Source organism: Nocardia pseudovaccinii, from assembly GCF_050942345.1.
Lineage (GTDB): Bacteria > Actinomycetota > Actinomycetes > Mycobacteriales > Mycobacteriaceae > Nocardia > Nocardia pseudovaccinii.
Map to the genome: position 1 here is coordinate 2,072,573 of NZ_CP192074.1, position 23,950 is coordinate 2,096,522.

Consider the following 23,950-nt stretch of genomic DNA (forward strand, 5'->3'; position numbering starts at 1 on the left):
CGAGGCACAGTCGTGAGCGCGAGTTCGCTGCACGCCTCGGCAACGCGGTTACTGGAGACGTGGAAGCCGACAGGCGTCGATGCCTCGCTGCGCGAGGCGATGCTGGCCTTCCTCGGATCCGCGCCGCGCGGGTGCCTGCGCGAGCACGCACCCGGTCACATCACGGCCTCGGCCGTCGTCTTCTCGCACGACGAGCGCGAGGTGCTGCTGACGCTGCACCCGCGGGTCGGCCGTTGGATCCAGCTCGGCGGCCACTGCGAGGAGGGTGACGAGACGGTGGCCGACGCCGCACTGCGCGAGGCGACCGAGGAGTCCGGCATGACCGGCCTGCGCATGGATGCCGAACTCTATGGCGCGCAGGCTCATCCGATCACCTGCTCGCTCGGCGTCCCGACCCGCCACCTCGACCTGCTGTTCCGCATCGTCGCGCCGCCCGGTGCGGTCCCGATCCGCAGCCATGAGTCGACCGATCTGCGCTGGTGGCCGATCGATGCACTGCCCGACAACGCCGACGTTCTGCTGCGCTGAATCTCGACAGCTCGCTCGCCGCGTCATCCCGCCCTCGACGGGATGAAGCGGCGAGCGTCGTTTCGGGGCGTGCCGCGCTGTCCGATTTGCCGTTTCCGCCAGAGTTTACAAATTCATAAATTTGTCTAGGCAGAAGACAAGTTGATCTCTAATGTCCAAGTAAGTGGTACTGCACATCACATGTGATGTGCCGCTTGGATGAGGAGACAACGATGTCCACGGAAACCCATGCGCCTGGCCGCCCGGCCGCAGCGGCCGATTGGCGCGACCGCAAGCGATACATGTGGCTATGGGGGTTGTTCGCGCCGACCGGCCTTTTCACCATCGGCCTTCCGCTGATCTGGGCGTTCAACGAATTCGGCTGGCACGGGCTGGCCCAAGTGCCGTTCTGGCTGGGCCCGGTGCTGGTCTACGTGGTGATCCCGCTGGCCGATATCTTCTTCGGCCCGGACGGCGACAATCCGCCCGACGAGGTGATGGAGTACCTGGAGAACGACAAGTACTACCGCTATCTCACCTACCTGTATCTGCCGTTCCAGTACGCGACGCTGATCTTGGGGTGCTACCTGATCACGGCGGACAACCTGAGCTGGCTCGGTATCGACGGCGGGTTGCACATCGTCGACAAGATCGGCCTGGCCATCACCATTGGCATGATCGGCGGCATCGGCATCAATACCGCGCACGAACTCGGCCACAAGAAGGTCGACCTGGAACGCTGGCTGTCGCGGATCGCCCTGGCCCAGTCCTGCTACGGCCACTTCTATATCGAGCACAACCGCGGCCATCACGTGCGTGTCGCGACGCCCGAGGATCCCGCGAGTTCCCGTGTCGGAGAATCGTTCTGGGCCTTCTGGCCACGCACGGTGCGGGGCAGCTTCATCTCCTCGTGGCGGCTGGAGAAGACCCGGCTGGATCGGCTGGGCAAGAAGTCGTGGAGTCTGCGCAACGAGGTGCTCAGCGCCTGGCTGATGTCGGTGGCGTTGTTCGCGGTCCTGCTCGCGGTGTTCGGAATCGGCCTGCTGCCGTATCTGATCCTGCAGGCGGTCGTCGGCTTCAGCCTGCTGGAGGCGGTCAACTATCTCGAGCACTACGGTCTGGTCCGCCAGCGCACCGCATCCGGCCGGTACGAGCGGCCCGCCCCCGTGCACAGTTGGAACAGCGACCACATCGTCACCAATATCTTCCTGTACCACCTGCAGCGGCACAGTGATCACCACGCCTACCCGACCCGCCGGTATCAGACGCTGCGCAGCTGGGACGGTGCGCCGAATCTGCCGAGTGGCTATGCCAGCATGATCCTGCTCGCCTACTTCCCGCCGCTGTGGCGGCGCGTGATGGACAAGCGGGTGCTCGCGCATTACGGCGGCGATATCACCCGCGCCAATATCCATCCGGCCAAGCGGGACAAGGTGATCGCGCGCTACGGTACGGCCGGGTCGGAGTCGTGATCATGAGCAGATTTCGTTGTCCTGTCTGCGATTACGTCTACGACGAGCTGAAAGGCGCACCGCACGAAGGGTTTCCGGCGGGCACCGTGTGGGAGAAGATACCCGACGACTGGTGCTGTCCGGACTGCGGCGTGCGCGAGAAGATCGACTTCGAACCGATGGAGGTTCCCAAATGACGGAATACAAACTGTTTCAATGCATCCAGTGCGGCTTCGAATACGACGAGGCCAAGGGCTGGCCGGAGGACGGGATCGAGCCGGGCACCCGTTGGGACGACATTCCCGACGATTGGACCTGCCCGGACTGCGGCGCCGCCAAGGCCGACTTCTACATGGTCGAGATCGAACGGTCGTGAATTTTGACTGCGGCAACCACCCGTGACAACCTCGCGGGTATGCCGCGCAACGGACCCAGGGTTTCCTATCAGGAGGCGGCGCGGGAACTCCTGCGCACCTCCGTCCTGGATTCGATGCGCGAGCTGCTCACCGAGCGGGACTGGTCCAAGATCACCCTCGGTGATGTGGCCACCCGCGCCGGTGTCAGCAGGCAGACCCTCTACAACGAATTCGGTTCGCGCGCCGGGCTGGCGCAGTCCTATGCGCTACGCCTGGCCGACGATCTGGTCGATCATGTCGGCTCCGCGATCGATGGCAATATCGGCGACGCGCGCGCCGCATTCGAAGAGGGGCTGCGCGACTTCTTCCAGGCCGCCGCGGCCGACCCGCTGGTCCAGTCGCTGGTCGCCGGTGAGGTGAAGCTGGATCTGTTGCGGCTCATCACCCTTGATGCCGAGCCGTTGCTCGAACATGCGACCGCTCGGCTGTCCATCGCATTCGAGCACAGCTGGGTGCAGGCGACGGCCGTCGAATCCGACGTGCTGGCACAGGCTTTGGTGCGTATCGCGCTGAGCTACATCCCCACCCCGCCCGCGGCCGGGCGCAATGCGCCCGCCGAATTGAGTGCCGTCTTCAGTCCGTACGTCGAGGCGATTCTCGCCGCGCGCGAACAGCGCTGATCCCACCGCTGGGAAATTGACCGTTTGCGACGAGTATGCCCTGATCATGGCCACATATGAAGGTGCTTAGAAACCAACCGACACGCATGTAACGATTGACATCTTTCGACGGCACGCTGCTGTGTAACGGTCGTAAGGTCTGTATGTATTGTCAAGCGTCGGAGTCAGGGTACTTATTTAGCGGGGCAAACGTGCAAACGGTTGGCAAACCGGCGGGGTCGCCCGACCCCAAACGCCATCTGTGGGTTTTGGGCCTGATCGCTCCTGCGATCGCGTTGTTGCCATCGCAACTGGTCTTGCAGACCGGTGCCGCGATCTTCTGGTGGATCGGGCCGATCATCGTGTTGATCGTCATCCCGGTGCTGGACTGGGTCATCGGCGTGGACGGCAGCAATCCGCGCGACGAGGATTACGAGTTGCTGTCCAACGATCGGTACTACCGGTGGTGCACCTATCTGTTCCTGCCGGTCCAGTTGGTCGGCCTGGTCATCGCCTCGCTCATGTGGGCGGGCGACGAGCTGGCCGTGGTCGACAAGCTCGGGCTGGCAGCGACTCTCGGGTTCGTCAGCGGTATCGGCATCAACGCGGCGCATGAACTCGGGCATCGGGTCGAACATCTGGAGCGCTGGTTGGCCAAGATTTCGCTCGCGCAATCCGGATACGGGCACTTCTTCGTCGAGCACAACCGCGGCCACCACGCGCGGGTGGCGACGCCGGAGGATCCGGCCAGTGCGAGGATGGGCGAATCCCTCTGGGAGTTCTTGCCGCGCAGCATTTCCGGCGGATACCGCTCCGCCATCCGGCTCGAACGCGAGCGCCTCATTCGCAAGGGCAAACGCTGGTTCAGCGTGGACAACCAAGTCCTGCAGGCGTGGGCGATGAGTGTGGTGCTGTTCGGCACGCTGCTGGCGGTCTTCGGCTGGCGCTTGCTGCCGTATCTGGCGCTGCAGGCGGTGATCGGCGTCATGCTGCTGGAGACGGTGAATTACATCGAGCACTACGGGCTGCTGCGGGCCCGCCGCCCCAATGGCCTTTATCAGCGCTGCTCGCCGCGCGATAGCTGGAACAGCGACCATCTGGTCACCAACATCTTCCTGTTCCATCTGCAGCGGCACAGCGATCACCATGCGAATCCGGGGCGCCGGTACCAGACCCTGCGCAGTTCGATGCAGGCGCCGCAGCTGCCCGCCGGATACCTGTCCATGATCGTGTTCGCGGCCGTCCCGCCGCTGTGGCGACACATCATGGATCACCGCGTACTGGCCCATTACGGTGGCGATATCACCCTCGCGAATATCCAACCGCGTAAGCGCCGCCGGATCCTGATGTCCTATGGCGTGACCGCGTAGTCCGGCGGGTGCGCTCAGCGGTTAGCCTTGACCCGGTACTGACGAACCAGGAGAGGCTGATAGAGGCAGATGACGACCTCAGAACTTCCCGCACGCACGTCCCTGACCGCCGATGTCCGCAACGGCATCGATTACAAGGTGGCGGACCTGTCGCTGGCCGAATTCGGTCGCAAGGAGATCCGCCTCGCCGAGCACGAGATGCCCGGTCTGATGGCGCTGCGCCGCGAGTACGCGGAGGTGCTGCCGCTGCGGGGTGCGCGCATCTCGGGTTCGCTGCACATGACCATCCAGACCGCCGTGCTGATCGAGACGCTGACCGCGCTGGGCGCCGAGGTCCGCTGGGCCTCCTGCAACATCTTCTCCACCCAGGACCATGCCGCCGCCGCGGTCGTCGTCGGACCGCACGGCACCGTGGACGAGCCCAAGGGCACCCCGGTCTTCGCCTGGAAGGGCGAGACCCTGGAGGAGTACTGGTGGGCCGCCGAGCAGATGCTGACCTGGCCGGGCGAGCCGGCCAATATGATCCTCGACGACGGCGGTGACGCCACCATGCTCGTGCTGCGCGGCGCGCAGTTCGAGAAGGCGGGCCTGGTGCCGCCGGAGGACGAGGACCACTCGACCGAGTACAAGGTCTTCCTGAACCTGCTGCGCGAGCGCTTCGAAACCGACAAGACCAAGTGGGGCAAGATCGCCGAATCGGTGCAGGGCGTCACCGAGGAGACCACCACCGGCGTGCTGCGGCTCTACCAGTTCGCGGCTGCGGGTGAGTTGGTGTTCCCGGCGATCAACGTCAACGACTCGGTCACCAAGTCCAAGTTCGACAACAAGTACGGCACCCGCCACTCGCTCATCGACGGAATCAACCGGGGCACCGACGTTTTGATCGGTGGCAAGAAGGTGCTGATCTGCGGTTACGGCGATGTCGGCAAGGGCTGCGCGGAATCGCTTGCGGGACAGGGCGCCCGGGTGCAGGTCACCGAGATCGATCCGATCAACGCGCTGCAGGCGCTGATGGACGGCTACGACGTCGTGACCGTCGAGCAGGCGATCGGCCAGGCCGATATCGTTATCACCTCGACCGGCAACAAGGACATCATCACCCTCGACCATATGAAGGCGATGAAGGACCAGGCCATCCTCGGCAATATCGGTCACTTCGACAACGAGATCGATATGGCGGCGCTGGAGCGTTCCGGTGCAACGAAATTGAATATCAAGCCGCAGGTCGACCTGTGGACGTTCAAGGAGTCCGGCAAGTCCATCATCGTGCTGTCCGAGGGCCGGCTGCTGAATCTCGGCAATGCGACCGGACATCCGTCGTTCGTGATGTCGAACAGCTTCTCCAATCAGGTGATCGCGCAGATCGAACTGTGGACCAAGCCGGACGAGTACGACAACGAGGTCTACCGCCTGCCCAAGCATCTGGACGAGAAGGTCGCGCGCATCCACGTCGAGGCGCTCGGCGGCACGCTGACCAAGCTCACCAAGGATCAGGCCGAGTACATCGGCGTCGATGTCGAGGGCCCGTACAAGCCCGAGCACTACCGCTACTGAGCCGCCGCAGGTAGCGCCGAAAAGACCTGCGCCCCGCCGACCGAGCCCGGTCGGCGGGGCGCTGTCGTTCGGTGCCGCGGTCTGGCGGTAGCCTGCTCGCCATGGGCGTGTTGATTGCGGTCGAGGGCCTCGACGGCGCCGGGAAGCGGACGCTGATCGACAGTGTCCTCGCCAACCTGCGCGCGCGGGGCCTGCGCGCGGAAACACTCGCGTTTCCGCGCTATGACCGGTCCGTCCACGCCGATCTCGCCGCCGAGGCATTGCGTGGCGCCCATGGCGATCTCGCCGACTCGGTGCACGGCATGGCGCTGATGTTCGCACTCGATCGGGCGGCGGCGCGCGACGACCTGTCGAAGCTGTTGGCCGACAACGACATCGTGGTCCTGGACCGCTACGTGGCCTCCAACGCCGCGTATTCGGCTGCGCGCCTGCATCAGTCGGCCGACGGCGAAATCGTGCGCTGGGTGGGCGAATTGGAGTTCGGCCGGTTCGAGTTGCCGGTGCCGACGCTGCAGTTGTTGCTGGACGTGCCGACCGAGGTCGCGGCCGAGCGTGCCCGGCTGCGTGGCGAACTCGACGACAGTCGCGCACTCGACGCCTACGAGCGCGACGGCGGACTACAGCGGCGCACCGGCGAGGTGTACCGTGAGCTGGCCGAACGGGACTGGTACGGGCCGTGGTCGAGATACCGATCCGATGACGATCCGGCGACGCTCACTACTCGTTTGGTCGAAATTGTTGCCGGATAAGGTTGGATGTGCGGCGGGATTGCACCAGTGTTGGCGTGGCGGCCCGTTCCGAGCGCGAGAGATGACAACATAGTACTTATGAAGCCGAAGATTCTGGTCGTCGACGACGATATGGCACTCGCTGAGATGCTGACGATCGTCTTGCGCGGGGAAGGGTTCGACCCGCATGTGGTCGGCGACGGCACGCAGGCGCTGGCGGCGGTTCGGGAGATTCGTCCCGATCTGGTGCTGCTCGACCTGATGCTGCCGGGTATGAACGGTATCGACGTGTGCCGGGTGCTGCGGGCCGACTCCGGAGTTCCGATCGTGATGCTCACGGCGAAGACCGATACGGTCGACGTCGTGCTCGGTCTGGAGTCCGGTGCCGACGATTACATCGTCAAACCGTTCAAGCCGAAGGAACTCGTCGCCCGCGTGCGTGCGCGCCTGCGGCGCACCGAGGAGGAGCCCGCCGAGCTGCTCTCCATCGCCGATATCGTCATCGATGTGCCCGCGCACAAGGTGACCCGCGGCGGTGCGCAGATCTCGCTGACACCGCTGGAGTTCGATCTGCTCGTCGCGCTGGCCCGCAAACCGCGTCAGGTCTTCACCCGTGAGGTCCTGCTCGAGCAGGTCTGGGGCTACCGGCACGCGGCCGACACCCGCCTGGTGAACGTGCACGTGCAGCGGTTGCGGGCGAAGGTCGAGAAAGATCCCGAGAACCCGGAGATCGTGCTGACCGTTCGCGGTGTGGGCTACAAGGCCGGACCACCGTGAGCAAGCGCAGCGAGCGAACCGAAGACACAGCGTTCGCGAGAACGGCGCAGCCGAGCGCCAGCGAGGCGAAGCCGTGATCGGTGGCGACGCGGATCGTTCGACCGCCTCGCCCGGTGTGGTGCAGCGCCTCGAACGGTCCCTCGCGCCGGTGGTCGCCTGGCTCAAGGAAGTCGGCAGCGCACTCGGCCATGTTTGGCGGCGTTCGCTGCAGTTGCGCGTCATCGTGTCCACACTCACCCTGTCGCTGATCGTCATCACGATCCTCGGCGTGGTGCTGACCAGTCAGATCACCGATCGGCTGATCGACGCGAAGATCAACGGCGCGGTCGAGGAGATGGATCGCGCCCGCAATACGGTGGAGAGCCAGCTCGCCGGTGTGCACGATATCGGCACCCAGCAGCAGCGGCTCATCGATGCCCGCAACGCGCTGTCCAACCGCGGCGGGACCGGCCAATCCACCGGTGTCGCAGGCAGTTTCGATTCCGCGCTGAGCATTGTCGGCGGCACCCCGCAGCAGCAGATCTCGACCGGGCCGATCCAGGAGGTGCCCGAGGAACTGCGCCGCTTCGTCGCGCGCAACCAGGTCAGCTACCAGTTCGCCACGGTCGCGGATCCGGACGGCTACCACGGCCGGGCGCTGATCATCGGTAGCCCGAGCGCGGAGATTCCGACGCTGCAGATCTACCTGATCTTCCCGCTGGCCAATGAGGAGCGCAGCCTGTCGCTGATGCGCGGCACCATGTTGATCGGTGGCGTCGTGCTGCTGGTGCTGTTGGCCGCGATCACCGCACTGGTCACCCGGCAGGTGGTGTTGCCGATCCGCTCGGCCGCGCGGATCGCGGGCCGGTTCGCTGACGGCAGGCTCAAGGAACGCATGCTGGTGCGCGGCGAGGACGATATGGCGCGGCTGGCGCAGGCCTTCAACGAGATGGCCGAGAGTCTGTCCAACCAGATCAACGAGTTGGCGGAATTCGGAAATCTGCAGCGTCGCTTCACCTCCGATGTCAGCCATGAGCTGCGCACCCCGCTGACCACCGTCCGCATGGCGGCCGACCTGATCCACGGCAGCAGCGACGATCTCGATCCGGCGCTGGCCCGCAGTTCCGAATTGCTGGTCACCGAACTCGACCGCTTCGAGGGTCTGCTCAACGATCTGCTCGAGATCAGCCGCCACGACGCCGGTGTGGCCGAACTGCAGGTCGAATCGCTCGACGTACGGATGTGCGCGCGGGCGGCGATTTCCACGGTGCGGCATCTGGCCAAGGAATCCGGTGTCGAGGTGGTCATCGATATGCCGGAGGAGCCGCTGGTCGCCGAGGTCGATCCGCGACGGGTGGAGCGGGTGCTGCGCAATCTGCTGGCCAATGCGATCGACCACAGCGAGGGCAAGCCGGTGCTGATCCGGATGCGCGGTGATCTGGAGGCCAATGCGGTCGCGGTGATCGTGCGCGATCAGGGTGTCGGCCTGCGGCCCGGCGAGGAGAAGTTGGTCTTCAACCGGTTCTGGCGTTCGGACCCGTCCCGGATGCGGCGTTCCGGCGGCACCGGACTCGGTCTGTCGATCAGCGTCGAGGACGCCAATCTGCACGAGGGCAAGCTCGAGGCATGGGGCGAGATCGGTATCGGCGCGAGCTTCCGGCTCACCCTGCCGCTGGTGCGCGGCAAGAAGATGGGTGCGAGCCCGCTGCCGCTGGAACCGGTGCTACGCAAGTCATTGCCCGCGCCGCGGGTCGATCCGGAACCGGTCGAGGATCCGGCCGCCGACGAGTCGGAAGCCGAAGCCACGGTCACCGAACTGCCGGTGATCCGCGTCGAGACCAACGGTGGCGAAGCGCTCCCGGGTGGAACCGCCGCGGAAGCGACGGACACCGATGCTGCGGAGGCGGACGACTCGAACGGTGTCGGTTCGACCGGACTCACCAACGGCACGGGACCGGAGGCCGAGCAAACCGAATCCACCGAACCGAAGCAGGCCGGGCACAGCGTGCCGGGTGACGGCGGGGACGTACAGTCATGAGGATGCGTAGCTGGTATCCGAGGCGCACCTCGCTCCGGCTGTCCGCGCTGGGTGCGGCGGCCGTAGCCGCGCTGTTGGTACTCACCGGATGCGCGAGCCTGCCGGAATCCTCCGCGCCGCAGGCACTCGGCACCATCAATCGCCAGCCCACCTCCGACGGTCCGCCGCCGCCCATCGGCGGTCGCGATCCGGACCTGCTGCTCCGCGATTTCCTGCAGGCCACCGCGGATCCGGCCAACCGGCACCTGGCCGCACGGCAGTACATGACACCGTCGGCATCGGCACAGTGGGACGACACGGCGGGCACGCTGATCGTGGACAGGGCCGATACCCTGCGCGAATCGCGCTCGGGCGATAAGGCGACCTATGTGATCCGGGCGCACAAGGTCGGCGAACTGGCTGCCGACGGCGCCTATCGGGCCATCGACGCGCCCTTGGAAAACAAGATCGAAATGACCAAGGTCGACGGCGAATGGCGTATCGATGAGCTGCCCGACGGCGTGGTGATGGAGCAGACCGCCTTCGCCAAGTCCTACCGCCGCTACGTGCTGTACTTCATCGACCCGACCGGCACCACCGCCGTCCCCGATCTGCGCTGGATCTCGGTGGCCAAGAACCAGCTGGCCCAGCGCCTGCTCAGCCTGCTGGCCGAGGGCACCCAGCCCGCGCTCACCTCGGTCGTGCGCAATCAACTCGCACCACCGGTGACCCTGCGTGGCCCGATCACCAGGCCGAACAATGACGACAACGACGTCGGTGTCGGACTCGGCGGCGTGCGGATCGATTTCGCGGGTGCGTCCGGGCTGTCGCCGCGCGATAAAGAACTCCTCGCCGGACAGGTGGTGCTCACGCTGGCGGGTGCGGAAATCCTCGGACCGTACATGCTGCTCGCCGACGGCAAACCGTTCGACGATCGCTTTGCCGCCAACGGCTGGTCGGTCGCCGATGTCGAACAGCTGAGCCCAGCTGTCTACGCGCGCAACCAGATCGGGTTGCACGCGCTGCGCAACGGCTCGCTGGTGCAGGTCACCGACGGCGGGATGATCACACCGCCCGGCTACTTCGGTGCGGTGAACAATCTGCAGTCGGTCGCGCTCTCCCCGGACGGTCAGTTGGTCGCCGCGGTCGCCGATGCCGGACGTCCGCCGCCGGAGCCGCCGCGCACGCTGATGGTCGGCAGCTACGGCGGCAACGCCTTCCCGGTGGCCGAGGGCTCCACCATCAGCCGACCGTCCTGGAATGCCGACGGCACCGCCGCCTGGGCCGTGATCGATGGTGAACGGGTCATCCGCGCCGTCAACGATCGCGCCACCGGAAACGTCTCGGTACAGGATGTGGACATCTCGGCCCTGCTGGCCTCGGCACAGGGATCGCCGCTGCGGCTGCCGATCACCGAGTTGCGGGTATCGCGCTCGGGTGTGCGTGCGGCCCTCATCGCCGACGGCAAGGTCTATGTGGCGGTGGTCGAACGACGCCCGGACGGCAAATACGCGCTCACCTCGCCAGTGCCGCTCGCGCTCTCGCTCAGCACCCGCGCGGTTTCGTTGAGCTGGCTCACCGCGGACACCATCGTGATTGCCAGGGAGGGCAATGTCGATCCGCTCTCGACCGTCTCCATCGACGGATCCCAGTTCGCCCCGCAGACCAGCCAGAATCTGACCGCGCCGGTCCGGGTGGTCAGTGCCTCGCCGGAGACCGAGTACGTCGGCGACTCGCGTGCGGTGCTCCAACTGCAGTACAGCGAGCAGACCTCCGACCGGTTCTGGCGCGAGGTGCCCGGTCTCAACGGCGACAACTCGGTCCCGGTGCTACCCGGCTGATCGTCGGCACCGAAACGAATACTGCGACACCGATATTCGCGAATCTGTCGGTGGGTGGGCGCAGACTCGGGCGATGCGAAACCTGTTGGATCTGATCCTGGCGACGGCCTGTGCCGGATGCGGTGTGGCGGGTGTGGGCTGGTGTGCGGACTGTGCGGCCACCCTGGCTGAGCCGCCGACGCGGGTGTGGCCACGCGCCGATCCGGGTGTGCCGTGCTGGGCGCTCGCCTCGTACGCGGGTCCGGCCCGGCGGGCGGTGCTCGCGGCGAAGGAGCACGGGCGCCGCGATCTGGCCGAGCCGGTGGGGCTGGCACTTGCGGATGGCCTGGCGTGGCTGCGCGATGACCAGCGGTCGTTGGTATTGATCCCGGCGCCGAGTCGGCGGGGGGCCGCGCGCCGCCGCGGCGGAGATCCGGTGGTGCGCACGACGCGGGCGGCGGCCCGGTGGCTCCCGGATAGCCGGGTGATACCGATGTTGCGGGTGTGGTGGGGTGTGCGCGATTCGGTGGGCTTGACAGTCGGTGAGCGACAACACAATCTGCGCGGTCGGATCATGGCCAGGCCAGGTACCGGAGCCGGGTCGGAAATCGCGGCGAATGCCGAGGTCGTACTGGTCGACGATGTGCTCACGACCGGCGCTACTGCCCGCGAATCGGTACGCGCGCTCGAGCGGATCGGGGTGCCGGTACGTGCCGTGCTGGTGACGTGTTCGGCTTGACTCCGGGAAATTTGCGTGAACAGTGGCGGACCGCCCGTTGACGTACTAGCGTCGCGATCACACACCCGAACCGGGAGTTTGGAGGTGGCGCCTCGGACATCATGTGCCGAGAGATTGTCTATCGGCACGGCTCATCCCGCCGCACGCACGCTGGTCTGTGCGGCCATATCCGGGAGGTACGCGTGACGACTTCTTCACGACCTTCAGTGAAAGACGCCCTCGCTGTGAAAGAAACACAGGCCTCGGTGCTCGATGACAGCACCCTGGATGCGACAGAGCAATCCACAGCGGACCGACCTCGCGCCCCGCGCGGCGATGTCGTGGTGAAGGGCCGCAATGTGGAGGTTCCCGACCATTTCCGAATTTACGTCGCGGAGAAACTCTCCCGTGTAGAACGCTTCGATCCGTCGATATTCATCTTCGATGTGGAGTTGTTCCACGAACGCAATCGTCGTCAGCGTAAGGCCTGCCAGCGCGTCGAGATCACCGCGCGAGGCAAGGGCCCGGTCGTCCGGGCGGAGGCATGTGCGGACAGCTTCTACGCCGCCCTCGAATCGGTGACCGCCAAGCTGGAGAGCCGACTGCGTCGAACCAAGGATCGCCGCCGCGTCCACTACGGGGACAAGACCCCGGTCTCGGTGGCCGAGGCGACCGCCGATCTGATCGATGACTCCCTGTTCGCCCAGGCGGAGGGCGCCACCGCACACGAGCACCCCGAGGCCGAACGTAGCCGGCACGAAACGGAATCCCCGGATTACGCGGCCGGTCCCGGCCATATCGTCCGAACCAAGGTCCATTCCGGGACCCCGATGTCGGTCGACGACGCCCTCTACCAGATGGAGCTCGTCGGGCACGACTTCTTCCTCTTCCAGGACAAAGAGACCGACCGACCGTCTGTCGTCTACCGTCGCCACGCATTCGACTACGGCCTGATCCGGCTCGCGTAGTACAGCGCTGACCCTCGTTCTCCGGGTATTCGGCGCATCAGCTGAATGCCCGGAGAATTTGCGTATCTGCCGTCAGTGCCTGCGTTCGCGGAAAAAGGTTCTGTGCAGCACGGAATCTCGGCGCTGCGGGCGCATGGCCTGCAACATGACCAGGTCGGCGAAGGTTTCGGCATCGCGTTCGCGGACGGATGCGTAATCGCTGCGCCCGAGCACGTAGGCGATGGACTCCGCGGAAATCGAGGGCAGTAGGTCCGCGAGGGCCGACATCGGTTGTGGCGCGGGGGTTTCGGTCCCCGATTCCGGTCCGTGGCCGAGCAGCATATGCCCCAGTTCGTGGACGATGATGTGCTCGGCATGCCATTCGGTGGTGTCGGCGCCGTAGACGATGATGTCGCTGTCGCGCTTGGCAATCCACAGACCGCTGCCGGTGCCGCAGCCGGTGCCCGCGAGCAATGCGGTGTCGACCGGTTGCAGGGTGATGGTGCGACCGCGATGGTCGGCGACGGCATCGAGGTATGCGGTCAGATTCCACGGGGACGGTATCGGTACGTCCCGGGATACTTCCCGGAACCTGTTCTCCATACCCGGCATTCGTCGGCAATCTCCTACAGCGCTGCGGTCCCGCCCCATGCAACTGACGATGCTACCGACTGTTCGGAAACTGCCCGTTCTACGGTCGCTCGGCCGGTTGATCCGCGCGGTGGATGAGCGCGGTCAGCGTGGTGAGATCGACATCGGATCCGCGCAGCGCGATGCTGGCGACATTGGCATCGCGCATGGTGGCGAGCAATTCGAGTTCCCGATCGATCGCGGCCGCCGCCGCACCCGCGGTGGTCAGATAGTCGGCGCTCACGCCGAAGCACTGTGCGATGGCGCTGAGCAGTTCGGATCCGACCGGCGCCGAGTCGAATTCGCCGCGCCGCAACCGGTCGAGCTGGTCCTCCGGGACGGTGCGGCCCAATTGCGCACCGACCTGTTCGGCCACCGCGGCCGTCGTGCGCTCGGGCTCCGACCGCGGATGCACGGTCGCGAATAGTCGATTCACCTTGTGGCTCAGTGTCAGTCGCGCTCGGTTCGTCGCATCGTCGATCATCTGTACTGCCCTCTACTGCTTGCCGTTTCGAATAGCTGCCGCACCGGGATTGGCCGCCAGCCAACGTGCGCGGAAGCGGCCCTCGGTGCCAGCGTCCACATCCTCCGCGCGTCCGGCCAGCCAGCGGCGATAGCGGCGTTCCTCCAGGTCGGCGGGGTCGCTGGACTCGGCGGGCACGTCGAGCAGATGCGAGAACGCCATTGCGACCAACGGATGCAGTGTTTTGCCCGGTCCGCCGTTGCGTTCCAGCATGGCGGTGGCATAGCGCGCGGAGAGCCGGGAGACCACCCCGTTGAGATCCGAAATGGCCGCCACCAGATGGGGTTCGGTGGTCCGGCCGCGCTCGACCGCATCGTTGAGCCGACCGGCGGCGGCGAGCAGTCCGGTCAGGTCGGAAAGTTCGAATCGGATCGAGTCGGGTCCGGAGACGATCGAGTCGTCGGTACCGGGGGTGTGCGTCGCGACCTCGTGCGTGGTCGGATCGCCGCCCGCGTAGGTGCGCGCCGCGCTGCCGGGCAGCCAGCGCAGCGGCGCGTCGAGTTTGTTCAGGGTGTGCGTGCTGATGGTCGCATCGCCGTCTTCGATCTTGCGGATCGTCGGCGCCGAGGGCCCTCCCAGATCGCCGATCTGCATCTGGGTGAGGCCGAGTTCGTCGCGGCGTTCCTTGATGATTCGGCCGAAGCGCTTATGTCGCGACAGCTCCGAAGGGCTTTGCATAGTGAGCCTCATGCTAGAGGTTCTTTGGCAGAAATGACAACTTCGTAGAAAAGGTTTGAAAAACTAATAGAAAGATTGCTACTGTTTCCTCGCGCCGAGTGGTGTCGACGTCGACCTTGCGGGTTCCGGGACGAGCAGGGGCGTTCGCCGGGACAGGCGCCGCTCATCCGCCTCCCCGGGCCTTTTGCCGGCGCGGGGTGCCCCGACAGCGTCGTCGCGGGCCGGCGGTTGAGTGCCGGGCCCGCTTCAGGGCGTGCCCGAGGAGTTACCCCTGCGCTTGCGAAATCGGGCGCAGCGGGACGGTTGAGAATGCCCGGCTCAGCGGCAATGGAGGGGATCGCTGAGCCGGGCGCTTGCGGGGTCTGGACCTCGAACTTACTTTCAAGTAAGTTTGTGGAGTAGATCTCTCGAGGAGAAAATCCCATGGCTACCAATGCTGCTCGCCGTGCCGTCATTGTTTCCGGTGCGCGCACGCCGTTCGTCAAGGCGTTCGGCGATTACACGCGGATGGATTCGATCGCGCTGGCCGATGCCGCGGTGCGTGGGCTGTTGGAGCGGACCGGCCTGCCCGGAGCGCAGGTGCAGGCAATCGTGTGGGGCGGCGTGATTCTGCCGAGTGCCGCACCGAATATCGCGCGGGAGATCGCACTGGATCTCGGTCTCGACCCCGGGTGCGAGGGGTACACGGTGACGCGGGCGTGCGCCTCCGGACTCCAGGCGATCACCTCGGCGGTGGCGGCCATCGAGCGCGGCGAATACGACATCATGATCGCCGGCGGCAGCGATTCGACCAGTAATGCCGAGGTGAAGTTGCCGCAGAAGCTGGTGCACGCCGGTGCGCCGCTCGCACTCGGCAAGCCGAAGCCGAAGGATTATCTGGCGGCGGCGCGTCAGCTCGCGCCTTTCACCGATCTGCTGCCGAGCCGACCGAAGATCGCCGAACGCACCACCGGCGAGGTGATGGGGGAGTCGGCCGAGAAGATGGCCCGGATCCACGGGATCAGCCGCGCGGATCAGGACGAATTCGCCGCGCGCTCACATCACCGGGCCGCCGCGGCCATCGATTCGGGCCGCTTCGACGATGAGGTGCTGCGGGTGCGCACCCCCGAAGGCACGGATGTCACGCGTGACGGACTGGTCCGCGCGAATACCAGTGTCGAGAAGTTGGCGAAGCTGAAGCCGGTCTTCGCCCGCGACGGCAGCGTGACAGCAGGCAATGCCAGCCCGCTCACCGACGGCGCATCCGCGGTACTGCTGATGAGCGAGGAGCGGGCGCACGCCCTCGGCTACCGTCCGCTGGCGGCCGTCCGCTCCTGGAGCTACGTCAGCGTCGACCCGGCCGATCAGGTGCTGATCGGCCCGGCCATCTCCATGCCGCGCGCCCTCGACAAGGCCGGAATGTCGCTGAGCGATATCGATCTCGTCGATATCCACGAGGCATTCGCGGCCCAGACGCTGTCCGTGCTCGCCGCACTGAACAGCGACGAGTGGGCCAAGACCCGCCTCGATCGCGACACCGCGGTCGGCGAGATCGATATCGACAAGCTCAACGTGCACGGCGGTTCGGTATCGCTCGGACATCCGTTCGGCGCGACCGGCGCACGCATGGTCACCACCATGGCCAACGAGTTGGCCCGCACCGGAAAGAACGCCGCCCTGCTCGGCATTTGCGCCGCAGGCGGAATCGGCGCCTCGGCCGTGCTCGAACGAGTCCGATAGCCGTCGGCCACCCGTGTTCCGCGCCGATTCGACCATCGGGCGAGGGATGGGCTTCTCTGGGCGTGCTGCGGTGGGTCCTGTTGTCTTGCACCGACTTCTCGGGGTTCTGCTGGCCCAGGAATAGTTTGACGGTCTGTGGTTTGCCTGTGCAGTGCTGGGCACCTCGTGTGTCGTACCCGGCTTACCTCCCGCACTTGGGTACGCAGGCCCGCGGCTCCCAGCGCAGTCGACCGGCTGTGGTTGCGTTCTCGAGAGTTCGCCGAGCGTCGTCAAATAGTGGTGGTGGGGTTTTCGGCCGCCATTTGACTATCTTCGAGTCCGAAGCGCCAGCGCTCGATCTCAGGCGCGGAATGTTTCCTGGTGGACGGCTTCGGTGAGGGGGCGGCCGGTGCGCCAGCCGAAGCGTTCGAGGTCGGGTACGCGTTGGAATTCGGCTACCGGGCCGAGGCACAGCCAGGCGACGGGGCGGATGCCGTCGGGTAGGCCGACCAGGTCGGTGAGGAATTCGGCGTCGTAGAACGAGACCCAGCCGACGCCGATCTGCTCGGCGGTGGCGGCCAGCCAGAGGTTCTGGATTGCGAGAACCGCCGAGTAGATGCCGGTTTCGGGAACTGTGGCGCGGCCGAGGACCTGCGGGCCGCCGCGGTCGTGGTCGTAGGTGACCACGATGCCGGTGCCGCTCTCGGTGATGCCCTCGATCTTGATCGGGTCGAAGGTCGCCGCCCGCTCCGGCGGCAGTGCGTCCCGGAATTCGATCCGCTTCTGCGCGACATGGTCCGCGAACTTCCGCAGCGTCGCATGCTCGCGCACCACGATGAAGTCCCACGGCTGTGAGTTGCCGACACTGGGCGCGCGATGTGCGGCATCGAGTATCCGCCACAGCGACGCATCGTCGACGAGGTCACCGGTGAATTCGGCCCGTACATCCCGCCGTATCCGGATGGCCTCGTAAACGCTCAGATCTTCAGCACGCACACCCTCAGTCAACCAGCCGCAACCGGCGCTCCCGCCGAGGCCCAGGCGGATACCACGAGCCCGCCGCGCCCGGAATGGCCAGCCCATCGAAAGGCGAAGGCGCCCACGGACTTCCGCGGGCGCCTTCGGTGCGACTGTGCGTCAGGCGACGGAAACGGCCCGGCGGGCGAACCGGCGGCGCCCATCCTTCAGTGCCGTGCGCAGACCGCGACGCCTACCGGTAACCGGGTCGAAGCTCGGCATCGTGGCACCGTCGAATTTGCGCTCCGAGGCGGTCTCGGGGGCATCGTCGGCGGTCGCGCGCAGGTACTTGTTCGGCAGCGCCAGCTTCAGGATGGTGCGCCAGGACTTGAAGTACTGCACGGGAAGCGAGCCGGTGGTGTAGGGCAGGTCGTACTTCTCGGCCAGGGCGCGTACCCGGACCGCGATATCGGCGTAGCGGTTGCTCGGCAGATCCGGGAACAGGTGGTGTTCGATCTGGTGGCTCAGGTTGCCGGTCATGAAGTGCATCACCGGACCGCCGGAGATATTGGCGCTGCCCAGCATCTGGCGCAGGTACCACTGGCCCTTGGATTCGCCGTCGATATCGGCCTTGGTGAATTTCTCCGCGCCGTCCGGGAAGTGGCCGCAGAAGATCACCGCATTGGTCCAGATATTGCGGATGACATTGGCGGTCAGGTTCGCGGTGAGCGTCGAGAAGAACGCGGGCCCGGTGAGCAGCGGGAACAGCAGGTAATCCTTGCCGACCTGCTTGCCGATCTTGACCAGCACCTCGCGGCGCTTGACCTCGAATGCGGCCCGCTCCGGCGAGCCCTCCTTCAGCCGGTGCACCTTGCCGAGCTCCAGATGCTGGATCGCGACGCCGTATTCGAAGAACAGCTGCAGCACCAGGTTGTAGACCGGATTGCCGATATTGAACGGCCTCCACCGCTGATCCCGGGTGACGCGCAGCAGGCCGTAGCCGATGTCGTCGTCCATGCCGAGGACATTGGTGTACTTGTGGTGCAGGTAGTTGTGCGTCTGCTTCCAGTGCTTGGACGGGCCGGTGTTATCCCATTCCCAGGTGCTGGAGTGGACTTCCGGATCGTTCATCCAGTCCCACTGCCCGTGCATGACGTTGTGCCCGATCTCCATATTCTCGATGATCTTGGCCGTGCTGAGCAGGGCAACACCGGCGAGCCAGGCGGGCGGCAGGAAACTGGCGAACAGCACCGTGCGGCCGCTGATCTCGAGCGCACGCTGCAGGCGGATGACATTGCGGATATACCGCGCGTCGCGAGCACCGCGCGAGGACTCGATATCGCGCCGGATCGCGTCGAACTCCGCACCGAGTGCCTCCACATCGGCTTCGGTGAGGTGCGCGTATTCCTTGACATCCGAGATCGCCATGGCGGTTACAGTACCGTAAGTTACGAGACCGTAGGTTGTGAGGACCGCCTCCGGGATGTGGCAAATCCCGCATTGCAAACGTCGCTGGGGGATGCTATCTCATCGCCGTCGTCGGATGCGACGGGTCGCTCGCTCGCGCATGGCCTTTCGCTGCAGTGTCGCCTTCTCCTGACGTGCCTTTTCCTGCAGCGCCAGCTTGGCCTCGCGCAGCACTTCCTTCTCGTGCCGAGCTTTTTCCCGCAACACCACCTTGGCCTCGTTCAGCGCCGAACGCAGGCCGCGACGCTTTCCGGTCTCGGGGTCGACGGGCAGCCAGTGCGTCTCGTTCCACTTGTCGGCCCAGCGCTCGGCATTCGGCATCGACGGCATGGCGGGCAGTGAGACACCGGCGAACTTGCGCTCCGAGGAGGTCTCCGGTGCGTCGTCGGCGGTGCGCTTGAGGAAGCGGTCCGGTAGTGCGAGCTTGTGGATGGTCCGGAAGGCCAGCAGATACTGCTTGCCGAGCGAGCCGGTGGTGTAGGGCAGGTCGTACTTGTCGCACAGTTCGCGGACCCGCTCGGCGATTTCCGGATACCGGTTGCTGGGCAGGTCGGGGAACAGGTGATGTTCGATCTGGTAGCAGAGATTGCCGCTCATGAAGGCCATGGCGGGTCCGGCCTTGAAGTTGGCGCTGCCGAGCATCTGGCGCAGATACCATTCGCCGCTGGTCTCGCCCTCGAGCTGTTCGATGGCGAATTTCTCGGCGCCGTCGGGGAAGTGGCCGCAGAAGATCACCGCGTAGGCCCACAGGTTGCGCACCAGGTTGGCGGTCGCATTCGCCTTCAGCGTGGACTTGAATGCCGGTCCGGTGAGCGCCGGGTAGATCAGGAAGTCCTTGGCCACCTGACGGCCGATCTTGCGAGCGAAGTCCTTGTTCGGCTCCGACATCAGCTGCTTGCGCGGAGTGCCGGCGAGCTCCTTCTCGATGCTCCAGTCGTGCAGCGCGATACCCCATTCGAAGGTGGCCGCGAGCAGGATATTGGCCAGCGGCTGGATCAGATGGATCGGCCGCCACTGCTCGTCGCGGGTCATCCGCAGGATGCCGAAGCCGAGGTCCTCATCCTTGCCGAGCACATTGGTGTAGGTGTGGTGTGAATAGTTGTGCGCCCGCCGCCACTGCACCGACGGCCCGGTCATATCCCACTCCCAGGTGCTGGAGTGGATTTCCGGATCGTTCATCCAGTCCCATTGCCCGTGGCTGATGTTGTGCCCGAGCTCCATATTCTCGATGATCTTGGCGACCGACAGCAGAGCCGTCCCCGTCAGCCAGGCCCACCGGTTGCGGCTGCCGAACAGCACACCACGCGCGAGCACTTCGAGCCCGCGCTGCGCCGCGATCGTGCGCCGGATGTACTTGGCGTCATGTTCACCGCGGGACAGCTCGACGGAGCGTCGGATGGAATCGAGTTCCTGCCCCAGTGTTTCGATGTCGGCCGCCGTGAGATGGGCGAACGCCTTGATATCGGTGATGGCCACCGGGGTCCTTTCCCTGACTGGATGTACCTCGAGGGTACCTGTCGGATCCCCCCGAGGGTGCGTCTGCGAGTGTCGCTGTCTCAGACGTCGAGTGCGCAGTCGCCTGCCGCGGCCGAGATACAGGTCTGCACCTTGTCACCCTCGCGGCGCTCGTCACCATTGCGCAGATCGCGGGCATGTCCGGAAGTCAGTGTGACGACACAGGTTTGGCAGATGCCCATCCGGCAGCCGAACGGCATCTGCACACCGGCGGATTCTCCCGCCTCCAGCAGACTGGTCGCGCCGTCGACCTGTACGGTGCGCCCGGTCTTGTCGAATGTGACCGTGCCGCCCTCGCCGACGGCGGAGCGCTCGATCTCGAAGCGCTCGACATGCAGCCGGTCGCTGATGTCGGCCGCACGCCAATGCTGTTCGATCTCGTCGAGCATGGCGGCCGGACCGCAGGCCCAGGTCTGGCGCTCGCGCCAATCCGGGAAGTGTTCGTCCAGTGTGGTGAGGGAGAACCGGCCCTGCTCATCGGTCAGGTGCAGATGCGAGGAGAAGCTGGGGCGGCGATCGTGCAGATCGCGCAGTTCGGCCCCGAACATCACATCGTCGTGGGTGCGCGCGGAGTGCACATGCACGACATCGGTGACCATGTCGCGGCGATCCAGCGCGCGCAGCATGGACATCACCGGGGTGATACCGCTGCCCGCGGTGAGGAACAGCACCTTCTCCGGCGGCGGCGACGGCAGCACGAAACCGCCCTGCGGTGCGGCCAACCGGACGATGGTGCCCGCGGCGACACCGCTGACAAGGTGGCTGGACAGGAAACCCTCGGGCATCGCCTTGACCGCGATGGAGATCAGCCGCTTGCCGCGGTGTTCCGGGTCGGTCCAGTTCGGCGGGCAGGTCAGCGAGTACGAGCGCCAGTGCCAGCGGCCGTCGACCAGGATGCCGATGCCGATGTATTGCCCCGGCTCGTATTTCCAGTCGAAGCCCCAGCCCGGCTTGATGACCAGGGTGGCCGAATCGGCGGTTTCCTTGCGTACCTCGACAATTCGGCCGCGCAGCTCGCGCGCCGACCACAGTGGATTCGCCAGGTGCAGATAGTCGTCGGGCAGCAGTGGCGTGGTGACGCGCGCGACGGCGCCGCGCAGTACGTTCAGCCGTCCACCGCGTTCGGCGACTTCCGCCGCCGGAGCCTCCAGCCACTCCCGGACCGTGCGCACCGAGAGTGCCGCTTTTTTCAAGACCATTGCCGCCGTTCGTCTCCCTGTCGTAGCGACCGGTGAAGCCGCCTCGCAGCCAGGTTACGGCATCGTAGGTTAGTGCGGAATGTGGAGGTTGCCGGTCACGGCTCCACCTCGCTGGCGCTCGGGTCCGCAGTGCCCGCAGGGCCTGCGTTTTTGGTTCACTCGCTGGCGCTCGGTCACAGTAATTCGAGCAGGAACGGCAGCTCCTGGGCGGCATACCAGGCCAGCTGATGGTCCTCGGCATCACCCAGCACGAATTCGGCATCGGCGTCGCCGAGGTCGGCGGCATCGACGACATCGACCGCCTTGGCCACCTCGGGTTCGGCCTCGGCCAGGTCGACGTGCACCGAGGCGATCCGGTCGTAGCCGATCGGTCCGGCCAATCGCACCACCGCGTCGTCGAGGTCGGGGCGCAGCTTCGCACCGGTCACGTCGGCGGCGATGACCGCGCGGCGATAGACCGGGCTGTGGTAGGAGGTGGCGGGGTCGTCGGCGTCCTCGTCCCCGTCGTCGGACGCCTCGGTGGCCTCCTCGCGCTCGGCGGCCAGCAGGCGCAGCGAGGCCCGCGCGGCCTCGGCCATCGCGACCTCGGCCAATTCTTCGTCGTCACCGGAGGCATAGGCCTCGCGCAGTGTCGGCGTGACCGCGAAGGCGGTGCCGCCGACCGGGCGCAGTTCCCGGTCCGCGACGAGCTCACGCAGCATCGGCACGGTGGCGGGGATATAGACCCGCATGGTGTTCTCAGACGCAGGCACCGAGCATCTCCTCCATGGACTCGTGCACCGACGCGGCCAGCACGCCGATATCGGCCATCGCGTCGCGGTCGGCGTTGAGTCCGTAGAAGACGCGTCCGTCATAGGACGTGATCCCGATGCTCGAGGCCTGGTTGCGCAGCAGCGGCGACACCGGATACATCTCCAGCATCCGCGCGCCGCCGATATACATCGGGGTCTGCGGACCCGGTGCGTTGGTGATCACCAGATTGAACGTGTGCTCTGCGAACGTACTCGCCGCCCGCACACTCATCGCATGCAGGCTCGCCGGAGCGAAGCCGGCCAGGTGCACCAGGGTGCGCGCCCGCACGCCGCGCCGATGCTTGCTGTTGGCCTCGGTGGCATGGGAGATATGCGATAGGCGCATCACCGGATTCGGTTCGCCCACCGGCAGATCGATGAGGAACGAGGAGACCTCGCTGGCCGGTTTCAGCTGGTCGTCGATGCCTTCGACATAGACCGACATCGGCACCACCGCGCGCAGCACGGTCGATTCGGTGAGCGCCTCACCGCGGGAGAGCAGCCAATTGCGCAGCGCCCCGGTGACGACGGCCAGGATCGCATCATTGATCGAGCATTCGAAGCGCTTGCGGATCTTGCGGTAGTCCTCCAGATCCGTGCGCACCACATCGAAGCGGCGGTTGCGCGAGGTCTTGGCGTTGAGCGGGCTGTCGGGTGCGCCGATGGCGGCCGTGCGCACGGCCGAGACCATCGAATCCACCGCCTTGCCCGCGGCCGCGACCACCGAGAACGCGTGCGCGCTCGCGTCGCGCGCCACCTGGAGCGCCTCGCGCGGCTGCGCGGCCAGGTGGGTGAGCGCACCGATCAGAAGTTCCATCTCGTTGGGTTCGCGCGGTGCCACCCAGGCGTAATCGGCGATACCGCGCGGTGATGCGCTGGTATCGAGGATGACGTGCCCGATCTCGAGTGCGGTATCCCCGTCGACGAGCGCCGAATGGGTTTTGGTGAAGATCGCGGACCGGCCCTCGGCCAGGCCCTCGATCAAATACATCTCCCACAGCGGGCGGCTCTGATCCAGTGGTCGTGACGCCAGCCGCGCCACCAGGTCGTGCAGCTGGCAATCGTTGCCCGGCTCGGGCAGTGCGGAGCGGCGGATGTGATATGTGATATCGAAATGGCTGTCCTCGACCCAGACCGGGCGGCCGAGCGCGAACGGGATTTCGCGGACCTTCCTGCGATAGCGGGGGACCAGGGAAAGCCTGCTCTCCACCAGATCGACCAGTCCGTCGTAGTCGAGTGCCGTTTCCCCCCGTGCGGAGTCGCTACCTCGGACGATCGCGAGAGAGCCGATATGGATCGGATTGCTACTCGACTCGAGCCCATAGAACGACGCGTCCTGCGGCGTCAATCTCGTGATCACGCTGCCCGGTGCTCCTTCCGATGTGGCTCCCACCCGAGCCGTCTCATCGCCCATTGTGGTCGCCCACAACGGTTCGTCCTGCCCCCTGTGGCATATCCAGCGATATTCGCGCAACCCTTTACCCACGCATGGTTCCGTGGAAGGCTGCATTGGTTCGAGACCGGAGGAACTCGATTCGCACACATTAATCGGGGTGCCGCATAACGGATGCCTTTTGAGCCGCGCTGCCCCTTGGTGTCGTCACGTGCC

The 23,950-nt window shown here is 65.8% G+C and carries 23 protein-coding genes; 14 read left to right on the forward strand and 9 right to left on the reverse strand.

Features of this window, described 5'->3' with window-relative positions; all coding sequences use genetic code 11:
* The first annotated feature begins 12 nt into the window (after positions 1-12).
* The 13 genes from ACQPZ2_RS09350 to hpf all read left to right on the forward strand — a co-directional run bounded on the left by ACQPZ2_RS09350 (position 13) and on the right by hpf (position 12,904).
* Positions 13-528: an NUDIX hydrolase gene (locus ACQPZ2_RS09350; RefSeq protein ID WP_433525185.1), complete on the forward strand. Its 516-nt coding sequence runs from the start codon at positions 13-15 to the stop codon at positions 526-528.
* Between the two features lie 212 nt (positions 529-740).
* Entirely contained in the window at positions 741-1,979 is a 1,239-nt protein-coding gene (locus tag ACQPZ2_RS09355) for an alkane 1-monooxygenase (protein ID WP_433525186.1), read from the forward strand.
* 2 nt (positions 1,980-1,981) lie between these two features.
* Complete coding sequence (locus ACQPZ2_RS09360; protein ID WP_433525187.1) at positions 1,982-2,155, forward strand: rubredoxin; 174 nt, start codon at positions 1,982-1,984, stop codon at positions 2,153-2,155.
* Positions 2,152-2,334 carry a rubredoxin gene (locus ACQPZ2_RS09365; protein WP_063047281.1) on the forward strand — a complete coding sequence of 61 codons (183 nt, stop codon included), beginning with the start codon at positions 2,152-2,154 and terminating at the stop codon, positions 2,332-2,334. The genes ACQPZ2_RS09360 and ACQPZ2_RS09365 overlap by 4 nt, the downstream gene beginning before the upstream one ends.
* 39 nt (positions 2,335-2,373) lie before the next feature.
* Positions 2,374-2,994, forward strand: a complete 621-nt coding sequence (locus tag ACQPZ2_RS09370) for a TetR/AcrR family transcriptional regulator (RefSeq protein ID WP_433527373.1) — start codon at positions 2,374-2,376, stop codon at positions 2,992-2,994.
* Between the two features lie 191 nt (positions 2,995-3,185).
* The gene (locus tag ACQPZ2_RS09375) at positions 3,186-4,343 is read left to right on the forward strand and encodes an alkane 1-monooxygenase (protein WP_433525188.1); all 1,158 of its coding nucleotides are present in this window, start codon (positions 3,186-3,188) and stop codon (positions 4,341-4,343) included.
* 69 nt (positions 4,344-4,412) lie between these two features.
* On the forward strand, positions 4,413-5,897 hold the full coding sequence (gene ahcY, locus ACQPZ2_RS09380; protein ID WP_433525189.1) for an adenosylhomocysteinase: 1,485 nt from the start codon (positions 4,413-4,415) through the stop codon (positions 5,895-5,897).
* Positions 5,898-5,998: 101 nt separating this feature from the next.
* Positions 5,999-6,646: a dTMP kinase gene (locus ACQPZ2_RS09385; protein ID WP_084509629.1), complete on the forward strand. Its 648-nt coding sequence runs from the start codon at positions 5,999-6,001 to the stop codon at positions 6,644-6,646.
* A gap of 78 nt (positions 6,647-6,724) precedes the next feature.
* Positions 6,725-7,402, forward strand: coding sequence for an MtrAB system response regulator MtrA (mtrA, locus tag ACQPZ2_RS09390; protein ID WP_062984230.1), 678 nt, complete (start codon positions 6,725-6,727; stop codon positions 7,400-7,402).
* Positions 7,403-7,475: 73 nt separating this feature from the next.
* Entirely contained in the window at positions 7,476-9,419 is a 1,944-nt protein-coding gene (gene mtrB, locus ACQPZ2_RS09395) for an MtrAB system histidine kinase MtrB (protein ID WP_433525190.1), read from the forward strand.
* 2 nt (positions 9,420-9,421) lie between these two features.
* A complete protein-coding gene (gene lpqB / locus ACQPZ2_RS09400) occupies positions 9,422-11,239 on the forward strand; it encodes an MtrAB system accessory lipoprotein LpqB (protein WP_433525191.1) in 1,818 nt (605 codons plus the stop codon).
* A gap of 73 nt (positions 11,240-11,312) precedes the next feature.
* A complete protein-coding gene (locus ACQPZ2_RS09405; RefSeq protein WP_433525192.1) occupies positions 11,313-11,957 on the forward strand; it encodes a ComF family protein in 645 nt (214 codons plus the stop codon).
* 245 nt (positions 11,958-12,202) lie between these two features.
* Positions 12,203-12,904: a ribosome hibernation-promoting factor, HPF/YfiA family gene (gene hpf, locus ACQPZ2_RS09410; RefSeq protein ID WP_084509631.1), complete on the forward strand. Its 702-nt coding sequence runs from the start codon at positions 12,203-12,205 to the stop codon at positions 12,902-12,904.
* Positions 12,905-12,976: 72 nt separating this feature from the next.
* Here hpf and ACQPZ2_RS09415 read toward each other — a convergent pair whose 3' ends face one another.
* From ACQPZ2_RS09415 to ACQPZ2_RS09425, 3 genes are all read right to left on the reverse strand, one after another.
* On the reverse strand, positions 12,977-13,495 hold the full coding sequence (locus ACQPZ2_RS09415; RefSeq protein ID WP_433525193.1) for a hypothetical protein: 519 nt from the start codon (positions 13,493-13,495) through the stop codon (positions 12,977-12,979).
* Between the two features lie 79 nt (positions 13,496-13,574).
* Entirely contained in the window at positions 13,575-13,997 is a 423-nt protein-coding gene (locus ACQPZ2_RS09420) for a hypothetical protein (RefSeq protein ID WP_433525194.1), read from the reverse strand.
* A gap of 12 nt (positions 13,998-14,009) precedes the next feature.
* The gene (locus tag ACQPZ2_RS09425; RefSeq protein ID WP_433525195.1) at positions 14,010-14,714 is read right to left on the reverse strand and encodes a helix-turn-helix domain-containing protein; all 705 of its coding nucleotides are present in this window, start codon (positions 14,712-14,714) and stop codon (positions 14,010-14,012) included.
* 423 nt (positions 14,715-15,137) lie between these two features.
* Between ACQPZ2_RS09425 and ACQPZ2_RS09430 the strand changes: the two genes are divergently transcribed.
* Positions 15,138-16,433, forward strand: a complete 1,296-nt coding sequence (locus ACQPZ2_RS09430; protein ID WP_433525196.1) for an acetyl-CoA C-acyltransferase — start codon at positions 15,138-15,140, stop codon at positions 16,431-16,433.
* Positions 16,434-16,772: 339 nt separating this feature from the next.
* Here ACQPZ2_RS09430 and bluB read toward each other — a convergent pair whose 3' ends face one another.
* The 6 genes from bluB to ACQPZ2_RS09460 all read right to left on the reverse strand — a co-directional run bounded on the left by bluB (position 16,773) and on the right by ACQPZ2_RS09460 (position 23,701).
* Positions 16,773-17,393: a 5,6-dimethylbenzimidazole synthase gene (gene bluB / locus ACQPZ2_RS09435; RefSeq protein WP_433527374.1), complete on the reverse strand. Its 621-nt coding sequence runs from the start codon at positions 17,391-17,393 to the stop codon at positions 16,773-16,775.
* Positions 17,394-17,549: 156 nt separating this feature from the next.
* Positions 17,550-18,797, reverse strand: coding sequence for a fatty acid desaturase family protein (locus tag ACQPZ2_RS09440; protein ID WP_433525197.1), 1,248 nt, complete (start codon positions 18,795-18,797; stop codon positions 17,550-17,552).
* Positions 18,798-18,896: 99 nt separating this feature from the next.
* On the reverse strand, positions 18,897-20,312 hold the full coding sequence (locus ACQPZ2_RS09445) for a fatty acid desaturase family protein (RefSeq protein ID WP_433525198.1): 1,416 nt from the start codon (positions 20,310-20,312) through the stop codon (positions 18,897-18,899).
* 80 nt (positions 20,313-20,392) lie between these two features.
* Complete coding sequence (locus tag ACQPZ2_RS09450; protein WP_433525199.1) at positions 20,393-21,550, reverse strand: ferredoxin reductase; 1,158 nt, start codon at positions 21,548-21,550, stop codon at positions 20,393-20,395.
* 173 nt (positions 21,551-21,723) lie between these two features.
* Positions 21,724-22,281: a DUF6912 family protein gene (locus tag ACQPZ2_RS09455; protein WP_433527375.1), complete on the reverse strand. Its 558-nt coding sequence runs from the start codon at positions 22,279-22,281 to the stop codon at positions 21,724-21,726.
* A gap of 7 nt (positions 22,282-22,288) precedes the next feature.
* Positions 22,289-23,701, reverse strand: coding sequence for a WS/DGAT/MGAT family O-acyltransferase (locus tag ACQPZ2_RS09460; protein WP_433525200.1), 1,413 nt, complete (start codon positions 23,699-23,701; stop codon positions 22,289-22,291).
* Positions 23,702-23,950: the final 249 nt, after the last annotated feature.